The 15,575-nt window shown below is 70.3% G+C and carries 13 protein-coding genes and 1 pseudogene; 7 read left to right on the top strand and 7 right to left on the bottom strand.

Going from position 1 to position 15,575, the window contains the following annotated elements:
• Window positions 1-33: 33 nt before the first annotated feature.
• The gene (locus ACFYP5_RS20980) at window positions 34-669 is read right to left on the bottom strand and encodes a LysE/ArgO family amino acid transporter (RefSeq protein WP_389038057.1); all 636 of its coding nucleotides are present in this window, start codon (window positions 667-669) and stop codon (window positions 34-36) included.
• A 226-nt stretch (window positions 670-895) separates the two neighbouring features.
• On the bottom strand, window positions 896-1,306 hold the full coding sequence (locus ACFYP5_RS20975; protein ID WP_389038055.1) for a MurR/RpiR family transcriptional regulator: 411 nt from the start codon (window positions 1,304-1,306) through the stop codon (window positions 896-898).
• A gap of 3 nt (window positions 1,307-1,309) precedes the next feature.
• On the opposite strand from ACFYP5_RS20975, the gene ACFYP5_RS20970 reads away from it, so the two are divergent.
• Entirely contained in the window at window positions 1,310-1,537 is a 228-nt protein-coding gene (locus tag ACFYP5_RS20970; protein ID WP_389038052.1) for an acetylxylan esterase, read from the top strand.
• A 19-nt stretch (window positions 1,538-1,556) separates the two neighbouring features.
• Here ACFYP5_RS20970 and ACFYP5_RS20965 read toward each other — a convergent pair whose 3' ends face one another.
• The 3 genes from ACFYP5_RS20965 to ACFYP5_RS20955 are packed head-to-tail and all read right to left on the bottom strand — an operon-like array spanning window position 1,557 to window position 6,362.
• Window positions 1,557-3,101, bottom strand: a complete 1,545-nt coding sequence (locus ACFYP5_RS20965) for a phytoene desaturase family protein (protein ID WP_389038050.1) — start codon at window positions 3,099-3,101, stop codon at window positions 1,557-1,559.
• Window positions 3,102-3,161: 60 nt separating this feature from the next.
• The gene (locus ACFYP5_RS20960) at window positions 3,162-5,447 is read right to left on the bottom strand and encodes a tetratricopeptide repeat protein (RefSeq protein WP_389038048.1); all 2,286 of its coding nucleotides are present in this window, start codon (window positions 5,445-5,447) and stop codon (window positions 3,162-3,164) included.
• 27 nt (window positions 5,448-5,474) lie between these two features.
• Window positions 5,475-6,362 carry an oxygenase MpaB family protein gene (locus ACFYP5_RS20955; protein WP_389038045.1) on the bottom strand — a complete coding sequence of 296 codons (888 nt, stop codon included), beginning with the start codon at window positions 6,360-6,362 and terminating at the stop codon, window positions 5,475-5,477.
• Window positions 6,363-6,631: 269 nt separating this feature from the next.
• On the opposite strand from ACFYP5_RS20955, the gene ACFYP5_RS20950 reads away from it, so the two are divergent.
• From ACFYP5_RS20950 to ACFYP5_RS20925, 6 genes and pseudogenes are all read left to right on the top strand, one after another.
• Window positions 6,632-7,597: a DMT family transporter gene (locus tag ACFYP5_RS20950; RefSeq protein WP_389038042.1), complete on the top strand. Its 966-nt coding sequence runs from the start codon at window positions 6,632-6,634 to the stop codon at window positions 7,595-7,597.
• A gap of 10 nt (window positions 7,598-7,607) precedes the next feature.
• On the top strand, window positions 7,608-8,543 hold the full coding sequence (locus tag ACFYP5_RS20945; RefSeq protein WP_389038039.1) for a LysR family transcriptional regulator: 936 nt from the start codon (window positions 7,608-7,610) through the stop codon (window positions 8,541-8,543).
• Between the two features lie 192 nt (window positions 8,544-8,735).
• Window positions 8,736-11,105 (top strand): glycosyltransferase, encoded by a 2,370-nt coding sequence (locus ACFYP5_RS20940; protein ID WP_389038036.1) that lies wholly within the window; start codon window positions 8,736-8,738, stop codon window positions 11,103-11,105.
• A gap of 162 nt (window positions 11,106-11,267) precedes the next feature.
• A complete protein-coding gene (locus ACFYP5_RS20935) occupies window positions 11,268-11,645 on the top strand; it encodes a hypothetical protein (RefSeq protein ID WP_389038033.1) in 378 nt (125 codons plus the stop codon).
• A 134-nt stretch (window positions 11,646-11,779) separates the two neighbouring features.
• Window positions 11,780-12,748, top strand: coding sequence for a glycosyltransferase family 2 protein (locus tag ACFYP5_RS20930; protein WP_389038031.1), 969 nt, complete (start codon window positions 11,780-11,782; stop codon window positions 12,746-12,748).
• Window positions 12,749-12,912: 164 nt separating this feature from the next.
• Window positions 12,913-13,245: pseudogene (locus ACFYP5_RS20925) on the top strand (acetate--CoA ligase family protein); the annotation flags it as partial.
• Between the two features lie 117 nt (window positions 13,246-13,362).
• Here ACFYP5_RS20925 and ACFYP5_RS20920 read toward each other — a convergent pair.
• Both ACFYP5_RS20920 and ACFYP5_RS20915 read right to left on the bottom strand, forming a co-directional pair.
• Window positions 13,363-14,787, bottom strand: a complete 1,425-nt coding sequence (locus ACFYP5_RS20920; protein WP_389038028.1) for a sensor histidine kinase — start codon at window positions 14,785-14,787, stop codon at window positions 13,363-13,365.
• On the bottom strand, window positions 14,784-15,521 hold the full coding sequence (locus tag ACFYP5_RS20915) for a response regulator transcription factor (RefSeq protein ID WP_389038025.1): 738 nt from the start codon (window positions 15,519-15,521) through the stop codon (window positions 14,784-14,786). Before ACFYP5_RS20915 ends, ACFYP5_RS20920 begins: the two co-directional genes overlap by 4 nt.
• Window positions 15,522-15,575 lie beyond the last annotated feature (54 nt).

The raw sequence follows: 15,575 nt of genomic DNA, 5'->3' as shown, positions 1-15,575 counted from the left end.
GGGCTGCCGGCCGTTTCGGCCGGCAGCCCGGCGTCATGACGACGGGACGAGCAGATGGACGGCGAGTGCGGTGATCAGCGTGCTGGAGGCCAGGGCGGTGACGAGCCGCCCACGATGGCTGGTCAGCGCACGGCCGAGCAGCGCTCCCCCACCGGCGAGCACCAGTTGCCAGCCCGCGGATGCCGCGAAGGCCGCGAGGACGAACACCGACTGTTCCCAGCGGTCCGGATCCGCAGCGGCCGTCCGGCTGCCGAGCACCAGCGCCGCGAAGTAGATCACGGTGGTGGGGTTCAGCATCGTCATTCCGAGCAGCCCCAGATAGGCCCGCGCGGGGCCGAGCGGTGGACCGTCGGCCCGGACCGCCGAATGCCGCTTGCGGTACCTGCCGATTGCCGTGGCCCCACCCACTGCCGCCAGCGCGACGAGCACCAGCGCCGACGCCCAGCGAAGGGGCAGTGCGACGGGCTCGATGACACGGGTGAGCGACGAACCTCCGACGACCGCGACCAGCGCATAGAGGCCGTCGGCCGTTGCGACACCGAGCGCGGCTGCGGCACCGGTCTTCAGAGACGTCCGGGCCGTCAGGGTCACCAGGTAGGCCCCTACGGCTCCGATCGGCATGGCAATGCCCAAGCCGGCCAGGAGCCCCGCGACCGAGGCGGCGATCACGCGTGCAGGGAGGTCGGCCTCCGCGGTGGGCCGGGCTGCTGCTGGCCCCGGACCGGTCGGGCGGCGGCGAGGGTCGGCGACAGGAGGACGGCGATCGAGTTCATGAGCAGATGATGGTGGCGGGCCGGGGCGCGGGCAACGCAATTTCCGGCAGCCACCCCACTGCTCGCCCATGACTTCCCCGGACCGGCGAACCCGTGGTCGGGGGCCCGTGCCTTCCCCCTGGCTACGGGGCGTCCGGCCTCTTGTCGGCGGGCTGGATCCCGGCCCGCCGTGCGACGTTCTCGCTGTGCTCCAGATGGACGCGCCCCTCCTCGCCGAGCTGCCCGAGTACGCCCGCGAGGACCGTCTCGACCGTAGCCAGCGTCGGCACCATGCTGTCGTACGGCGACGGAGCGGCGACCCGGCTGGGCAGGACGACGTCGGCGAGATTGGTCACCGGCGAGAGCCAGGCATCGGTGAACAGCACGATATTGCTGCCACCTTCCCTGGCCAGCTCGGTGATGACGACCTTGTCGGGTTCGTAGCGGCGGTAGTCGAACACCACGAGCACGTCCTGTCTGCCCAGACCCGCGAGCACCGCGGTCCGTTCCACGTCCCGGTCCGGCAGGATCACCACGTCACCGCGCAGCTGCATGAGATGCAGGCCCAGATATTGCGCCAGCAGGTGGGTGAATCGACCGCTCCGGCGTGGTTCTCGGTGGGGCTGATGGCCAAGATCTGCCCGTCGGCGACGGTGTTCGCCGCCTACCACCGCTACGCCGGACCCGCCGCGATCGAGGTGTTCACGTACAACGGGCACGAGGGCGGCGCGGAGTACGACCTGCCGCGCAAGCTGGGCGCGTTGCGCGGCGTGTTCGGTCAATAGGTACGGTCCGGCAGGCGGGTCACCGGCCCAGCGCCGCCATTGCGGCGTTGTGGCCCGGAACCCCGCTGACCCCGCCACCGCGCACGGCGCCCGCCCCGCACAGCAGCACATTGGCGTGCGCCGTCTCGACGCCCCACCGGCCGGTGGACTCCGTGGCGTACGGGAAGGTGAGATCCCGGTGGAAGATGTGACCGCCCGGCAACCGCAGATCCCGTTCCAGGTCGAGCGGGGTCTTCGCCTCGATGCACGGCTCGCCGTTCCCGTCGACGGCCAGACAGTCGGCGATCGGCTCGTCGAGATGCGCGTCGAGTTCGGCGAGCGTGGCCTTGAGGAGGGCGGTGCGTGTCGTCTCGTTGTCCGCTGCGAAGAGCCGAGCGGGCGTGTGCAGGCCGAAGAGGGTGAGGGTCTGGTAGCCGCGGGCCGCGAGGTCGGGACCGAGGATCGACGGGTCGGTCAGCGAGTGGCAGTAGATCTCGGACGGGGGCGCCGCCGGCAGCCGGCCCGATGCGGCGTCCCGGTAGGCGTCGGCCAGCTGCCCGTACCCCTCCGCGACATGGAAGGTTCCGGCGAACGCCTGGCGGGGGTCGACGGAACGGTCCCGCAACCGGGGCAGCCGGCGCAGCAGCATGTTGACCTTCAGCTGGGCGCCTTCGGAGGGGGCCGGCGGCTCGTCGCCGAGGAGTGCGGCGAGGGCCTGCGGCGACGCGTTGACGAGGACCCGGCGGGCGGCGACCCGGTGTTCACCGTCGGGTGAGCGGACGGTGACCTCGGCCCGGGTGCCGTCGGTCTCGACCCGGGTCGCCTCGTGCCGGACCCGGATCTCGGCACCCGCCTCCCGGGCGGCCCGCGCGAGGGCATCGGTGAGCGCGCCCATGCCGCCGACGGGGACGTCCCAGTCGCCGGTGCCGCCACCGATCACGTGGTAGAGGAAGCAGCGGTTCTGGAGCAGGGACGGGTCGTGCGCGTCCGCGAAGGTGCCGATCAGGGCGTCGGTCAGCACGACTCCGCGTACGAGATCGTCGGCGAAGTTCTCCTCGACGGCCACCCCGATCGGTTCCTCGAAGAGCATCCGCCAGGCCTCCGGGTCACCGACCCGCTCGCGGAGCGCGTCCCGGTCGGGCAGCGGCTCCGTGAGGGTCGGGAAGACCCGTTCGGCGACCTGCTGCGTCATGCCGTAGAAGCGCTGCCAGGCCGCGTACTCGCGCTCGCCGCCGGTGAGCGCGGCGAAGGACTCCCTCGTGGTGTCCCCGCCGACGAGCAGTCCGGTGGCACGGCCGCCCCGCACGGTCGGTGTGTACGAGGAGACGGTCCGTTTGCGTACGGCGAAGTCCAGCCCGAGATCGCGGACGATCTTCTGGGGCAGCAGGGACACCAGATACGAGTAGCGCGACAGCCTGGCGTCGATTCCGTCGAACGGACGGGTCGAGACAGCCGCTCCCCCGGTGGTGCCGAGGCGTTCGAGGACGAGGACGGACTGTCCGGCGCGGGCGAGATAGGCGGCGGCGACCAGACCGTTGTGGCCACCGCCCACGATCACTGCGTCATACGTGTCAGGTGCGGGCATGGCCCTTGGTAACACGGGACGATCGCCTCTGACCAGAGGCGGCGGGGCGGAAGTTCCTGGTCAGTGCGGTTCGACGCCCCGCTGCCGGCGCAGCGCCGCGACCTTGCGGTACAGCTCGACCGCCTCCGTGCCGCGCCCGAGCTGTTCGAGACAGTGCGCCTCGTCGTTCCGGCTGGCGAGCGCGTCTGGGTGGTCGGCGCCGAGGATGCGCTCGCGGGTCTCGGCGACCGTTCGGTACACGGTGAGGGCATCGGCCCAGCGGCCCAGCCAGCCCAGGCCGACCGCGACCTCGCGACGGCTGACGAGGGTGTCGGGGTGGTCGGGGCCGAGGATGCGCTCCCGGATCGCGCACACATCGCGCGACTCGGCGAGGGCTTCCTCCCAGCGGGCCAGTCGCCCCAGATTGACGCCGAGGCCGTGGCGGGCGCGGAGCGTCTCGGGGTCGGCCGGGCCGCCCACCCTGGTCCGGTCGTCGACGAGGGCGCGGTACAGCTCCAGGGCCTCCGCGCTGCGGCCCAGCCTGCCGAGGCTGATGCCGACCTCGTAGCGTGCGGAGAGCGAGTCGGGATGGTCGGCGCCGAGCGTCTCCGCGCGGGCCCGGGCGACTTGCCGGTAGGTCTGCAGCGCGTCCGACCAGCGTCCCAACTGCCCCAAGGTGTAAGCGACTTCGAACAGAGTGACCAGGGTGTCGGGGTGACTGGCGCCGAGCAGCCGGCTGCGGGCGTGCGCCACGTCGCGGGCCATCCGGTAAGAGTCCTCCAGACGCCCGAGCCTGCTGAGGTTGAACGCGAGGTTGTGGCGGCAGCGCAGGGTGTCGGGGTGGTCGGGGCCCATCGACCGCTCCCTGGAGGCGAGGACCGCGGCGTACACCTGATGCGCCTCGAAGTGTCGGCCGAGCTGTCCCAGTACGTACGCCGCCTCCTGCCGGGCGGCGAGCGTCTCGGGGTGGTCGGGGCCCATGGTCCGTTCGCGGCCCTGGGCGACACGGTCGAACTCGCGCAGAGCGTCCACGGCGCGGCCGGTGCGGCTGAGGGTGAACGCGACCTCGAACCGGCTGGAGAGGGTGTCGGGGTGGTCGGGGCCGAGGGCGTGCTCCCGTTCGGCGGCGACCGCGCGGTGCACCTCGCCGGCTTCCTCCCAGTGGCCGAGCCGGCCCAGGTTGAGGCCCGCGCTGTGCCGGTTGGCGAGGGTGGAGAGCAGGTCCGGCGAGGGTGTGGGCCGCTCGGGCCGGGCGAGCGGGACGCCTCCGGTCAGGGCTCGCAGGTCGCTACCGGTGGTCCATTCGCCGGTCAGGCCCGCGGAGTGGTCGGGCAGGGCGAGGCCGAGGTGCGTGGCCCCGGACGCCCTGTGCCCGACGGTCATGCCACGGGTCCAGGACGGCAGTCGCGGCCCGGGGCCGTGGGGCTGCCGGCCGGGGTGTAGGACCGGTACCGGCGGGGCGAGCCGGACCTGCCCCGACGGCTGGGGATGCCTCGCCGGCGGGAGGTGCCGTTGTTCACCGGTACGTCCGACGGCGATCCGCTGCCGCAGGTCGCCCGCGTCGGCGGGCCGCTCCTCCGGCGTCTTGGCGAGCAGCTCCAGCACGACCCGGTCGAAGAAGCCGGGGAGTTCGGCGCGGTGGGTGCGCAGCGGTTCGGGCTGGGTGTCGCGGTGCCCGACGAGGACGGCCCAGGCGTCGTCGAGGTCGAACGGCGGGACTCCGGTGGCGATCTCGTACAGCACACAGCCCAGTGAGTAGAGGTCGCTGCGGTGGTCGATATGGCCGCCGCTGATCTGCTCCGGCGACATGTAGTGCGGGGTACCCATGGCGATGCCCGTACCGGTGAGGCGTGAGGTGAAGCCGATGTCGTGACCGAGCCTGGCGATGCCGAAGTCGCAGATCTTCACCGTGCCGTCGGTCAGCCGCATGATGTTGGCGGGCTTCAGGTCGCGGTGCACGATGCCCTGTTGATGCGTGTAGCCGAGCGCGTCGGCGACCTGCTCGGCGATGTCGACGATGTCGGACACCGGCAGTGGATGCTGTTCGTTGTCCTCCAGGAGCTGGCTGAGGTTGCGGCCGTCGAGGAGCTCCATCACCAGGTAGAGCACACCGTCGTGTTCGCCGAAGTCATGGACGACGGTGACGCCCCGGTGCTGGAGGGCGGCGGCCACCCGGGCCTCGCGGCGGAACCGTTCACGCAGGATCCGGGTGAACGACTGATCCTGGGGCCCCATCGGCTTGAGACATTTGACGGCCACATGACGGCCGAGCGACTCGTCGCGGGCACGCCACACCTCGCCCATGCCCCCGCGCCCGATCACATCGAGCAGCCGGTACCGGCTCTGGATCAGCCTGGTGTCCGCCATCGCGTGCTGTCGCCCCCGTTGCTTCGCCTACTGCTGCGCCCTCCCCGGCCCGTCCAGTATGGCTGCCCCGTCACGGAGTTTGGAGGGGGCGGGGCGGCTACCGGGGCCGAGTCGTTCCATCGCCTGCACGATGTGGCCGGGCGGGAGTTGCCAGCGCAGCCGCGACGGGATGCAGCGCAGGGCGGTTCCGGTGGCGCGCAGGCGCCGGTCGACGGTGCGCAGGGGTGGCGCGGGCCTGCCGTAGAGGTCGTGCGCGTACGGGGGCAGTGACTGGTAGGCCAGTGCCGCCACGCGCCGCCACAGCAGTGCACGCGCCGGGATCAGCAGGGCATGGACGGGCGGACGGCGGAGGAAGTCGTCGACGTCGAGCGCCTCGGCGCCCGCGGCGAGTTCGGGCCGCACCCGGTCGAAGTAGGCGGCGAGCTGGGCGGTGGTCGCGGGTACGCCGCCGGGGTCGAGGCCCACCAGACGGGCGCTGGTGCGGTGTTCGTCGACGTAACGGTCGGCCTGCGCGGCGGTGAGGGACCGGCCGGAGCGGAGCTGCACCTGAAGGTAGGAGTCGACCTCGGCGCAGTGCACCCACAGCAGCAGCTCCGGTTCGTCGACACCGTACGTCTCGCCGGTCGCCGGGTCGGTGGCCTTGAGGAGCCGGTGGATCCTGCGGACCCGGGCTCCCGCCTTCTCGGCGGCGTCCGTGGTGCCGTAGGTGATGGTGCCGACGAAGCCGGCAGTGCGCATCAGCCGTCCCCACGCGTCCTTGCGGAAGTCGGAGTTCTGCATGACGCCGCGGACGGCGCGGGGGTGCAGCGCCTGGAGGTACAGAGCGCGCACGCCGGCGATCCACATCATCGGGTCGCCGTGCAGCTGCCAGGTGACGGTTTCGGGTCCGAAGAGCCCCGGATCGGCGTGCGCCATGTCTGCTCCTGCCTCCCTCTCGGCCGCGTCCCTACGTATGACGTGTGCACCCACAGGATGCGCTGCTACCGGGCTGATGCTCCAGGGGCCCCGCTCCTGCGCGGTCACACCCCGGCGACGACCGCCACGCCGACCCGGCCGCCATCGACGTCGAGCACGGAAAGCTTCGCAGGAGTGCAGCGACGAGCCTTGAATGGATAAGAAAATCTGTCGTAAGGCCTAAAAAAGCCTAACTGGATCTTTTTCATTGCTACGGGGAGTCTGAAGGGGTGCTCACTCCTCTCGCCTCCCCACGCTTCCTGGCCCTGGCCGGAACCGTCGCGCTCTGGGCTTCCGCGTTCCCCGCGATCCGCGTCGGTGTCGACGGCCTGGGGCTGGCAGCCCTGTCGTTCCTGCGCCTGTCCATCGCCTCCACCGCCCTGGTCGCCGTAGCGCCCTTCGCCGGGGTGCGCCTGCCCCACCGGCGCGACCTGCCGCTGATCGCCGTGTGCGGACTGACCGGGATGACCGCCTACCAGGTGCTGCTCAACTGGGGGGAGATCCACGTCGAGGCCGGCACCGCCAGTCTGCTGATAGCCGTGGCGCCGGTATTCAGCGTCCTGCTGGCAGGCGCTTTCCTGGCCGAGCCGCTGACGCGCAACGTCGTCATCGGCAGCCTCGTCGCCGTCGCCGGAACCGCTGTCGTCACCCTGGCCGACGGCCTCTCCGGCTTCACTGCCGCAGCCCTTGTCGTCCTCGCCGCGGCCGTCGTCCAGGGCACCTACCACTTCGCCACCAAGCCGCTGCTGCGCCGCCGCACCGGCCTCGAAGTCGCCACCTATGCCATGGTCGCGGGCACCGTCTTCGCCCTGCCGCTGCTGCCGGCGACCATCCGTGCGAGCGCCCACGCCCCTGCCGACGCCCTGCTCTCCGCCGTCTTCCTCGGCCTCCTGCCGTCCGCTCTCGGCTTCGTGATCTGGGGCTACGCCGTGGCCCGCCTGCCGCTGGCCACCTCGACCGCGGCGCTGTACCTGGTGCCGCCCGTGACGCTGGTCGTCTCCTTCGTGTGGCTGGGCGAGGTCCCGCACGTGATCGAACTGGCCGGCGGCGCCGTCACCGTCGCCGGCGTCGTACTGATCAACCGTCGCCGCTCCGGAGTGACGCGGGACCGACGGGATCTCACCCTGCGCACCGCCCCTGCCGACCACACGGGCCAGGAAAGAAGTCGTCCTGGCCCGTGTGGTCGACTTTTGTAAGGATGTCTTCATGCTTGATGTGCGACGCCTGCGGATCCTGCAGCACCTCGCCACGTACGGCACGGTCGCCGCAACCGCCGACGTACTGCAGTTGACCGCGCCGGCCGTCTCCCAGCAGTTGGCGGTCCTCGAGCGCGAGGCCGGCGTACCGGTGGTCGAGAAACACGGGCGCACCCTGCGCCTAACTGCCGCCGGGGAGCTGCTGGTCGCACATGCCGAGGTCGTCCTGGGCGACTTGGCCGCCGCCGAGTCCGACCTCGCGGCCCTGCGAGGCGGAGAGCACGGCGTCCTGCGCGTGGCCTCCTTCGCCTCCGCCGCCCGCCGGCTCATGCCCGCCGTCTTCGCGCGCCTGGGAACCGAGGAGAGCAGGAGCCACTCGCTCTCACTGCACCTCGTCGAACAGGAACCCGACCTCGCTCTGGCAGCCCTGCGCAAGCGGGAGGTGGACCTGGCCGTGGTGCACGGCTACACCGTGCTGCCACGAGATTTCCCCGCCGGATGCGAGCCCTCCCCGCTCATGGAGGACCCGGTCCTGCTCGCCCTCGCGCCGGCCCGGGCGACGGCGCTGGGCCTGGCCGAGGGTGAGGCGGCCGATCTGTCCGTCCTGGCGGATGACCCCTGGCTGACCCCCGGTCCGGAGACCTCCTGCTACGAGATGGTCCAACGCGCCACCGGCGCCGCCGGATTCGTCCCCGGCATCCGGGTGCGCAGCAGCGACTTCTCCGTGCTCACCTCGCTCGCGGCCGCCGGAGCCGGGGTCGCACTCGTGCCCCGCCTCGCCCTGCCTGAGGCGAACGCACCGCTGAGCCTGCACCCGCTGATGCAGCCCGTCACCCGGACGATCTACACCGCCAACCGCACCGGCACCGCCCGCCGCCCGGGCCTGCGGCATCTGCTCGACCTCCTCAGGGAGACAGCCGCCGCTTCCCTGACCGCCCCGGCCTGAGACCGGAGCGCCGGACAACGTCTTCCCGTCGGCACTCGCCCACGCCACCCATGTGCGCGCCAGTCGTACGCCGCGTCCCCCGCGGGTGGGCCGCCCGGGTGAAAATTCTTTCCGCCGGGTCCTCCTGTAAATCCCGGCGGCCCGGCCGACCGGCATACTGCGCAAATGGTTGCGCATATTAAAATTCCTGCCTTGATTCACCAGACCTGGAAAGACACGGATGTTCCCCCGGAATGGCGGGAATGGGCCGATTCCTGGCGCATCCAGCATCCAGGCTGGGACTACCGATTGTGGACCGACGCGGACAACCACGCATTCCTCCAGGAGCACTATCCGTGGTTCCTGCCGGTCTACGACGGCTATCCCGAAGCGATCATGCGGGCTGACGCAATTCGCTATTTCCTGCTCGACCATTTCGGCGGGCTCTACGTGGATCTGGATTTCGAGTGCCTGAAGCCGGTCACCGAAATCCTGGACGGGCACGATCTCGTCCTCGGCCGCGAGCCTGACGCACACACCCGGCTACTGCTGGCCCGCCGACGTGGATTCGACCGCATCGTCGGCAACGCGTTCATCGCGTCACGGCCGGGCCACCCGTTCTGGGCCCATGTGCACCGCCAGATGGTCGCCACCCACAAGCTGCCCAGCACTCTGGACGTGACAGGCCCGTTCTTCCTCACCAGAGCGATCGACAACGCCCCGGAGCCTGAGTCGATCACGGTTCTCGAACCGGAGGTCCTGTATCCCGAAGTGAGCCCGTACGCGACAGAGCTGTTCGGGCCGCAGGAAGCCGACTACGACCGTGCCTACGCCGTGCATCACTGGTCGGGCAGCTGGACGTACAACACCTCCGGGACGCCACGGACTTCGGCCGGCAAACGGTTCCCGTTCTGGGCAAGCCAGGAGATGCAACCGGTCGCCGACGGCTTGATCAGCCTCGACGCGCAGCGCCGCCGCTGGGCCTCGGGCGCGCCCGCGCCCACGGTGTCCTGCCTGATGGTGACGAAGGACCGCTCGGCGACGGCGCGACGTGCGATCAGATGCTTCCTTGACCAGACCTATCCGAATCTGGAGCTGGTCGTGGTGGAGGACGGCACCGATGACGCCCTCGCACAACACATCCGCGACCTGGGTGACCCGCGGATCCGCCATCACCGGCTCCCCCCGGAGGGGCGGACGTTGGGCGAACTGCGCAATGAGGCGGTGGACCGGGCCACCGGGCCCTACGTGTGCCAGTGGGACGACGACGACCTGTATGACCCGGAGCGGGTCGAGGCGCAGATGGCCGCGATTCTCGCGCTCGGCGCCGAGGCGTGCTTCCTCGCCCGCGAGCGGCTGTGGTGGCCCGCCCGCAGCAAGCTCGCGGTCTCCTGTGCGCGGGTCTGGGAAGGGTCGATGGTGTGCGCGAAGGACCACCTCCCGCGCTACCCGGCGCAACGCCGCGGCGAGGACACCCCGGTGGCGGAAGGGGTGGTCCGGACCTGCCGGGTCGTATCGATGGACGCGCCCGAGCTGTACACGTATGTGTGCCACGGGAACAATACGTTCGACGAGTCACACTTCGCGGAGCACTTCGCGGTGGCGACCGAGATCTGGGCCGAACCCGCTGCTTACGCCGAGCGGTTGCTGGCCATGGCGACCCGGCTGCCGATCGAACCGGCGGACATCGCCCACGCCGAGACCGGCCCCGCCGCCCGAACCTCCGGGCGACCGCAGGCGGTGGTGGAGCCCGCCGGGGCCCCGGCGAGCGAGCGGCCCCTGGTACTGGTGCTCACGCCCCTCAAGGACGCGGCTGCGTTCCTGCCCGGCTATCTGGACAGCCTTCGTGCCCTGGACTACCCACGCGAGGCGATCTCGCTGGGGCTGCTGGAGGGCGACAGCAAGGACACGACACCGGAACTGCTCCAGCAGGTCCTGCCTCGTCTCGAGGCGGAGTACCGGCGCGTCACCCTCGTACGCCGCGACTTCGGCCTCCAGTTGGCCGGACCCCGCTGGGAGGCCGGCATCCAGCGCCGACGCCGATCAGTGCTGGCCAAGGTGCGCAACCAGCTGCTCTCCCGGGCCCTCGCCGACGAGGAGTGGGTGCTCTGGCTCGACGTCGATGTGACCGGCTACCCGGCCGACCTCGTGCAGCGCCTGCTCGGCGCGCGCAAAAACATCGTCGTCCCGCACTGTGCCACCGCGCCCGGTGGGCCCACGTACGATCTCAACACCTTCGCCCTTCAGCCCAGGGCCGGCACGCTCAACTGGTCCCAATGGCTTCGCGACGGCATCCTCCAGCCCCCCAAGGGGTTCGGTCGGACCTACCTCGACGAGTTGCGCGGGCAGGGACTCGTCCGCGTCGATTCGGTCGGCGGCACCGCATTGCTGGTCCGCGCCGACCTGCACCGCGACGGTCTGATCTTCCCGCCCTTCCCCTACCAGCACCTCATCGAGACCGAGGGACTGGCCGCGATGGCACGGGACATGGGCACCGCCTGCTGGGCGTTGCCCGACCTGGAGGTGGTGCACCCGCACCACGTCCCGGAGCGCGCGCACGCCGGGGCCACGTCCCATTCCTGACCGACAGGGGTGACAGAGGCGCCGACACAGCCATTACGCAACAAGGAGTAATCGTTTTGACACTTTATGTATGCAAATCCTACGGTAACGCTACTGCCCTGCCGTGGAGTTCGCCGGCATGACCGGGCAGCTCCCCCACCCCCCGAGAGAAAGGGGCCCACTGTGAAGGCCCGTGTCATCACCTCCCTGGCGCTCCCCGCAGCGCTGGCCACCGCCGGACTACTCAACACCGCGGAGGCCGCCTACGCCGCCACCGCCGGTCCGGACACGCTGACGACGTCGGCGAAGTACGGGTACCAGGAACAGCCGATGGGCGACGTGACCCTCACTCCCGGGTCAATGCACCCCTGCACGCCGATGGGCAACGTCACGATCACCGATTACGGCCACCACTGCTGCACCCCCGTGGGCAACATGACCGTTACCGATTACGGCCAGTACAGCACTCCGGTGGGCAACGTGACCGTTTGTTACTACGGGCACCACCACGAGCACGGGTACGACAACTACTTCCCCTGGTTCCAACAGCAGCACAGCTAGGGAGTGGTCCAGCGGGTCCGGTCCGGTGGTGGCCCTCGAACGCCGGGGGCACCGCCCGACCTGCCGGAATCCGACCGACCATCCGTATCACCCCTGAATCCATCTCCTTCCCGCTCCGAAGCGAAGGACGACGCATGCCCCACGGTTCCGACCCTGTGGTCTCGGTGGTCATCCCCTGCCACGACTACGCCCGCTATCTGCCCGAGGCGGTGTCCAGCGTCCTTGCCCAGACGTTTCGCGACTGGGAACTCGTCATCGTCGACGACGGCAGCACCGACGACACTGTCGAGGTGACCCAGGGCCTGATCGCCCGCCACCCCGACCGGCGCATCAGGCTGCTCCAGCAGTCCAATGCCGGGGTCTCTGCCGCGCGCAACACCGGGATCGAGGCCAGTACCGGCCGCTACATCCTTCCGCTGGATGCCGACGACGTGATCGCGGCCACCATGCTGGAGAAGACCGTCGGGGTACTGGAAAGCGACCCCGGCATCGCCATCGCCTCGACCGATGTGTTCACCTTCACCGACGACGATCTGCCCCCGCAGGCGATGCCTCTCCCCGCCTACAGCAGAGAACTGCTGCTGCAGCGACTGATCATGTTCTACTGCTCGCTGTACCGCCGTGTCGCCTGGCAGACCGTGGGCGGATACGACGAGAGCATGCGGGCCGGAGAGGACTGGGACTTCTGGATCGGCTGTGTCGAGCACGGATTCGATGCTCACCACATCCATGAGGCACTCTTCGGGGCCCGCAACAAGGACACCGGGCTGCACCTGGAAGCCGCCGAGAACGACCTGGCCATCCGGGCGCGGATCGTGGCCAACCACCCGGGCCTGTTCAAGCCGATCACCCGCGGCTGGGCGCAAGCCGTGCTCAGCCAGGACGCGAAAACCTGCCTGCACGACGAGCACGTGCCCGACGACATCCTCACCCGGGCCGCCGAGATGGATCAGTTCCTCACGGCAGTCATGGCCCTGCAGCGCACCACGCGGGTGCAGTACTACCACATCAAGCGACTGGAGAAGGCGCTGGCCGCCCACACCGGCATCGCCGGCCCGCCGCCCCGGGAGAGGGGTCCTGCCCCGGCGGCTTCCGCCGTCTGACAGCGCCCAGGAGCGCTAGTTGGCATCGGGGGCGTTCGTGACCTGCGCTGATGCCAACTAGCCCCGGCCACTTAGGTACGGAATCAGAAAGATAGTTGGCACTTTGGTACAGCCCAGGTCAGGAGGGCTATCACACCAAACCCAGACGTCCAGGCCATGCAGATCTCGTGGTGTTCGGGCTGAGTACGGCGACCGAACTGCTCGCCGACCATGCGGCCCGGCCGGCCCCGCTGACCGAGCTCGACGCGCACGACCTGCTGACCTCGCCACGCTGCTCCCCGCTGCTGTTCGGCTGCGCCGGTCGTCCCACCGCCGACCTCGGTGCTCTGGAGCAGCTGCCGCATCGGCTGTCGCGAATGGCCTCGGACCTGCCCCAGCTGGCCGACGCCGACCTCAACCCAGTACTCGCCGGGTCCCACGGGATCACGACGCTCGACGCCCGCATCCGGCTCGTCCCGCGCCATGCCCACGACCCGTATCTACGTCGGCTGCGCTGACCTGGTCCCCACAGATCGAAGGAGACCAGCCATGAACCCACGAAGATCGGCGCCGTCATGCGCACCGTAGCGAGCGATCGGGCCTGCTCTATCGGTGTGCGGGCAGGGCGACCGGTGTCAGTTGGGGAGTGTGAGGCGGAAGTTGGTGTGTCCGGGGCGGCTGGTGACGGTGGCGGTTCCGCCGTGGGCGGTGATGACGGCATGGACGATGGCGAGGCCCAGACCGGTACTGCCGGTGCTGCGTGAGCGGGCGTGGTCGGCGCGGACGAAGCGGCCGAAGACTTCGGGCTGGATCTCTTCGGGGATGCCGGGCCCGTTGTCACTCACGCTGACGGAAACGTTGGCCGGCTCGGTGGTGAGGGCGATGGTCACCTCGGTGCCCGGCGGGGTGTGGGTACGGGCATTGGCGAGGAGATTGGCGATGGCCTGCTGGAGCCGGTGGGCGTCGCCGGCGACGGTGACCGGTTCTTCGGGGAGGTCGAGGAGCCAGCGGTGGCCGGGTCCTGCGGCGCGTGCGTCCTCCGTCGCGTTCAGGATCAGCAGGGTCAGATCGACCGGTTCGTGTTCGAGGGGGCGTCCGGCGTCCAGGCGGGCGAGGAGGAGCAAGTCGTCGACGAGGCGGGTCATACGCTGCGACTCGGCGTCGATGCGCTCCAGGGCGTGGCGGACTTCGGCGGGGACGGGGCCGTGCCGGCGCAGGGCGAGTTCGGCGTGGCCGCGGATATTGGCGACGGGGGTACGTAGCTCGTGGCTGGCGTCGGCGGCGAAGTGCCGGAGCCTCTCCTCGCTGGCCTGGCGGCGGATCAGGGCGTCCTCGACGCGGCCGAGCATGTGGTTGAGGGCGGTGCCGACCTGGCCGACCTCGGTGCGCGGGTCGGTGTCGGGAAGTGGTTCCGGCATGGCGACCTCGCCGCTGGCGAGCGGCAGCCCGGCGACCTCCGCTGCCTGGGCGGTGACCCTCTGGAGGGGGCGCAGGGAGATCCGCACCCATAGAGCACCGACGATGCCGGTGACTACGAGGGCGGCGCCGAACAGGACGGCTTCGACCGCTTCGAGGCGGTGAACGGTCTCTTCCACCGGGTGCAGGGGCAGGCCGGTGATCAGAATGTCCTGGTCGTCGCCGTGAACGGCCGTGAGGCGATAGCCGCCCAGAGTGGAGAGGCGGATGCTGTGTCCGCTTCCGTCGACGGGGACCTCCGCCAGGACGCGGCGATCCCGGAGGGTGAGATGGAGGGGACGGTCGGTGGCTTCATCGACGACGGCTGCCTGGGTGACGGTGCCGTTCAGGAGGCGGGCGCCGAAGGTCGCCTCGGCCTGACCGCGCGTGTCGGGACGGTTGTCCGCGTCGGGCTCGGCCTCGTGTTCCAGGCTGGCGGCGAACCGGCCGCCGGAGGCGGACAGCTGTTCGTCGAGCCGCCCCATCAGGAAGCCCCTCAAAGCGAGGGCGGTGGTGATGCCGACGACGAGGCAGGCGAGAGCGAGCAGAGTGACGAGTCCGGCGGTGAGCTGACCGCGCAGGGTACGGGGCGGCAGGCACCTCACGGGGAGTCCGCCGGCTTGAGGACATAGCCGACACCACGCACCGTGTGGATCATCGGGGTGCGTCCGGCATCGATCTTCTTGCGCAGATAACTGATGTAGAGCTCGACGACATGGGCGCGCCCGCCGAAGTCGTAGGCCCAGACCCGGTCGAGGATCTGGTCCTTCGACAGCACCCGGCGCGGGTTGCGCATGAGGAAACGCAGGAGTTCGAACTCGGTGCGGGACAGGTCGACCGTGGTCCCGCGGCGTCTGACCTCCCTGGCTTCCTCGTCCATGACGAGGTCCCCGACGGTGAGCCGGTTCGTGCCCGGCTCGGCAGTCATCCCGGCCCGCCGGAGCAGCCCGCGAAGCCGGGCCAGGACTTCTTCCAGGCTGTAGGGCTTGGTGACGTAGTCGTCACCGCCTGCGGTGATGCCGGCGATACGGTCCTCGACGGCGTCACGGGCGGTCAGAAACAGCACGCACACGCTGGGTGCCTCGCGCCGAAGGGACCGCAGGACGTGCAGGCCGTCGAGGTCGGGCAGCATCCAGTCCAGGACCACCGCATCGGGCCGGAAATCACGGGCCGTCGCGAGCGCAGTCACGCCGTCTGCGGCGGTGCGGACCTGCCAGCCCTCCCCGGTCATGACCCCGGCCAGCACATCCGTGACATCGGGCTCGTCGTCGACGACGAGGACCCGTACGGGCTCTCCGTCGGGGCGGTGCAGAAGCGAGGTCGTACGCGGCTCGTCCATGGTTCCTTCAGCATCCCTCAGCACACAGCACAGCAAGGCAAGCCGTGTCTCTGA

The organism is Streptomyces sp. NPDC005262 (assembly GCF_042872425.1).
GTDB lineage: Bacteria > Actinomycetota > Actinomycetes > Streptomycetales > Streptomycetaceae > Streptomyces.
The sequence above is the reverse complement of the archived record's forward strand: the minus strand, read 5'-3'. Positions and strand labels throughout refer to the sequence as shown.

Excerpts from the sequence above, each read along its gene's own strand:
- ACFYP5_RS20915 (WP_389038025.1), bottom strand. The coding sequence starts at position 15,521 with ATGGACGAGCCGCGTACGACCTCGCTTCTGCACCGCCCCGACGGAGAG.
- ACFYP5_RS20965 (WP_389038050.1), bottom strand. The coding sequence starts at position 3,101 with ATGCCCGCACCTGACACGTATGACGCAGTGATCGTGGGCGGTGGCCAC.
- ACFYP5_RS20975 (WP_389038055.1), bottom strand. The coding sequence starts at position 1,306 with ATGCAGCTGCGCGGTGACGTGGTGATCCTGCCGGACCGGGACGTGGAA.
- ACFYP5_RS20945 (WP_389038039.1), top strand. The coding sequence starts at position 7,608 with ATGCTTGATGTGCGACGCCTGCGGATCCTGCAGCACCTCGCCACGTAC.
- ACFYP5_RS20955 (WP_389038045.1), bottom strand. The coding sequence starts at position 6,362 with ATGGCGCACGCCGATCCGGGGCTCTTCGGACCCGAAACCGTCACCTGG.
- ACFYP5_RS20970 (WP_389038052.1), top strand. The coding sequence starts at position 1,310 with ATGCAGGCCCAGATATTGCGCCAGCAGGTGGGTGAATCGACCGCTCCG.
- ACFYP5_RS20930 (WP_389038031.1), top strand. The coding sequence starts at position 11,780 with ATGCCCCACGGTTCCGACCCTGTGGTCTCGGTGGTCATCCCCTGCCAC.
- ACFYP5_RS20960 (WP_389038048.1), bottom strand. The coding sequence starts at position 5,447 with ATGGCGGACACCAGGCTGATCCAGAGCCGGTACCGGCTGCTCGATGTG.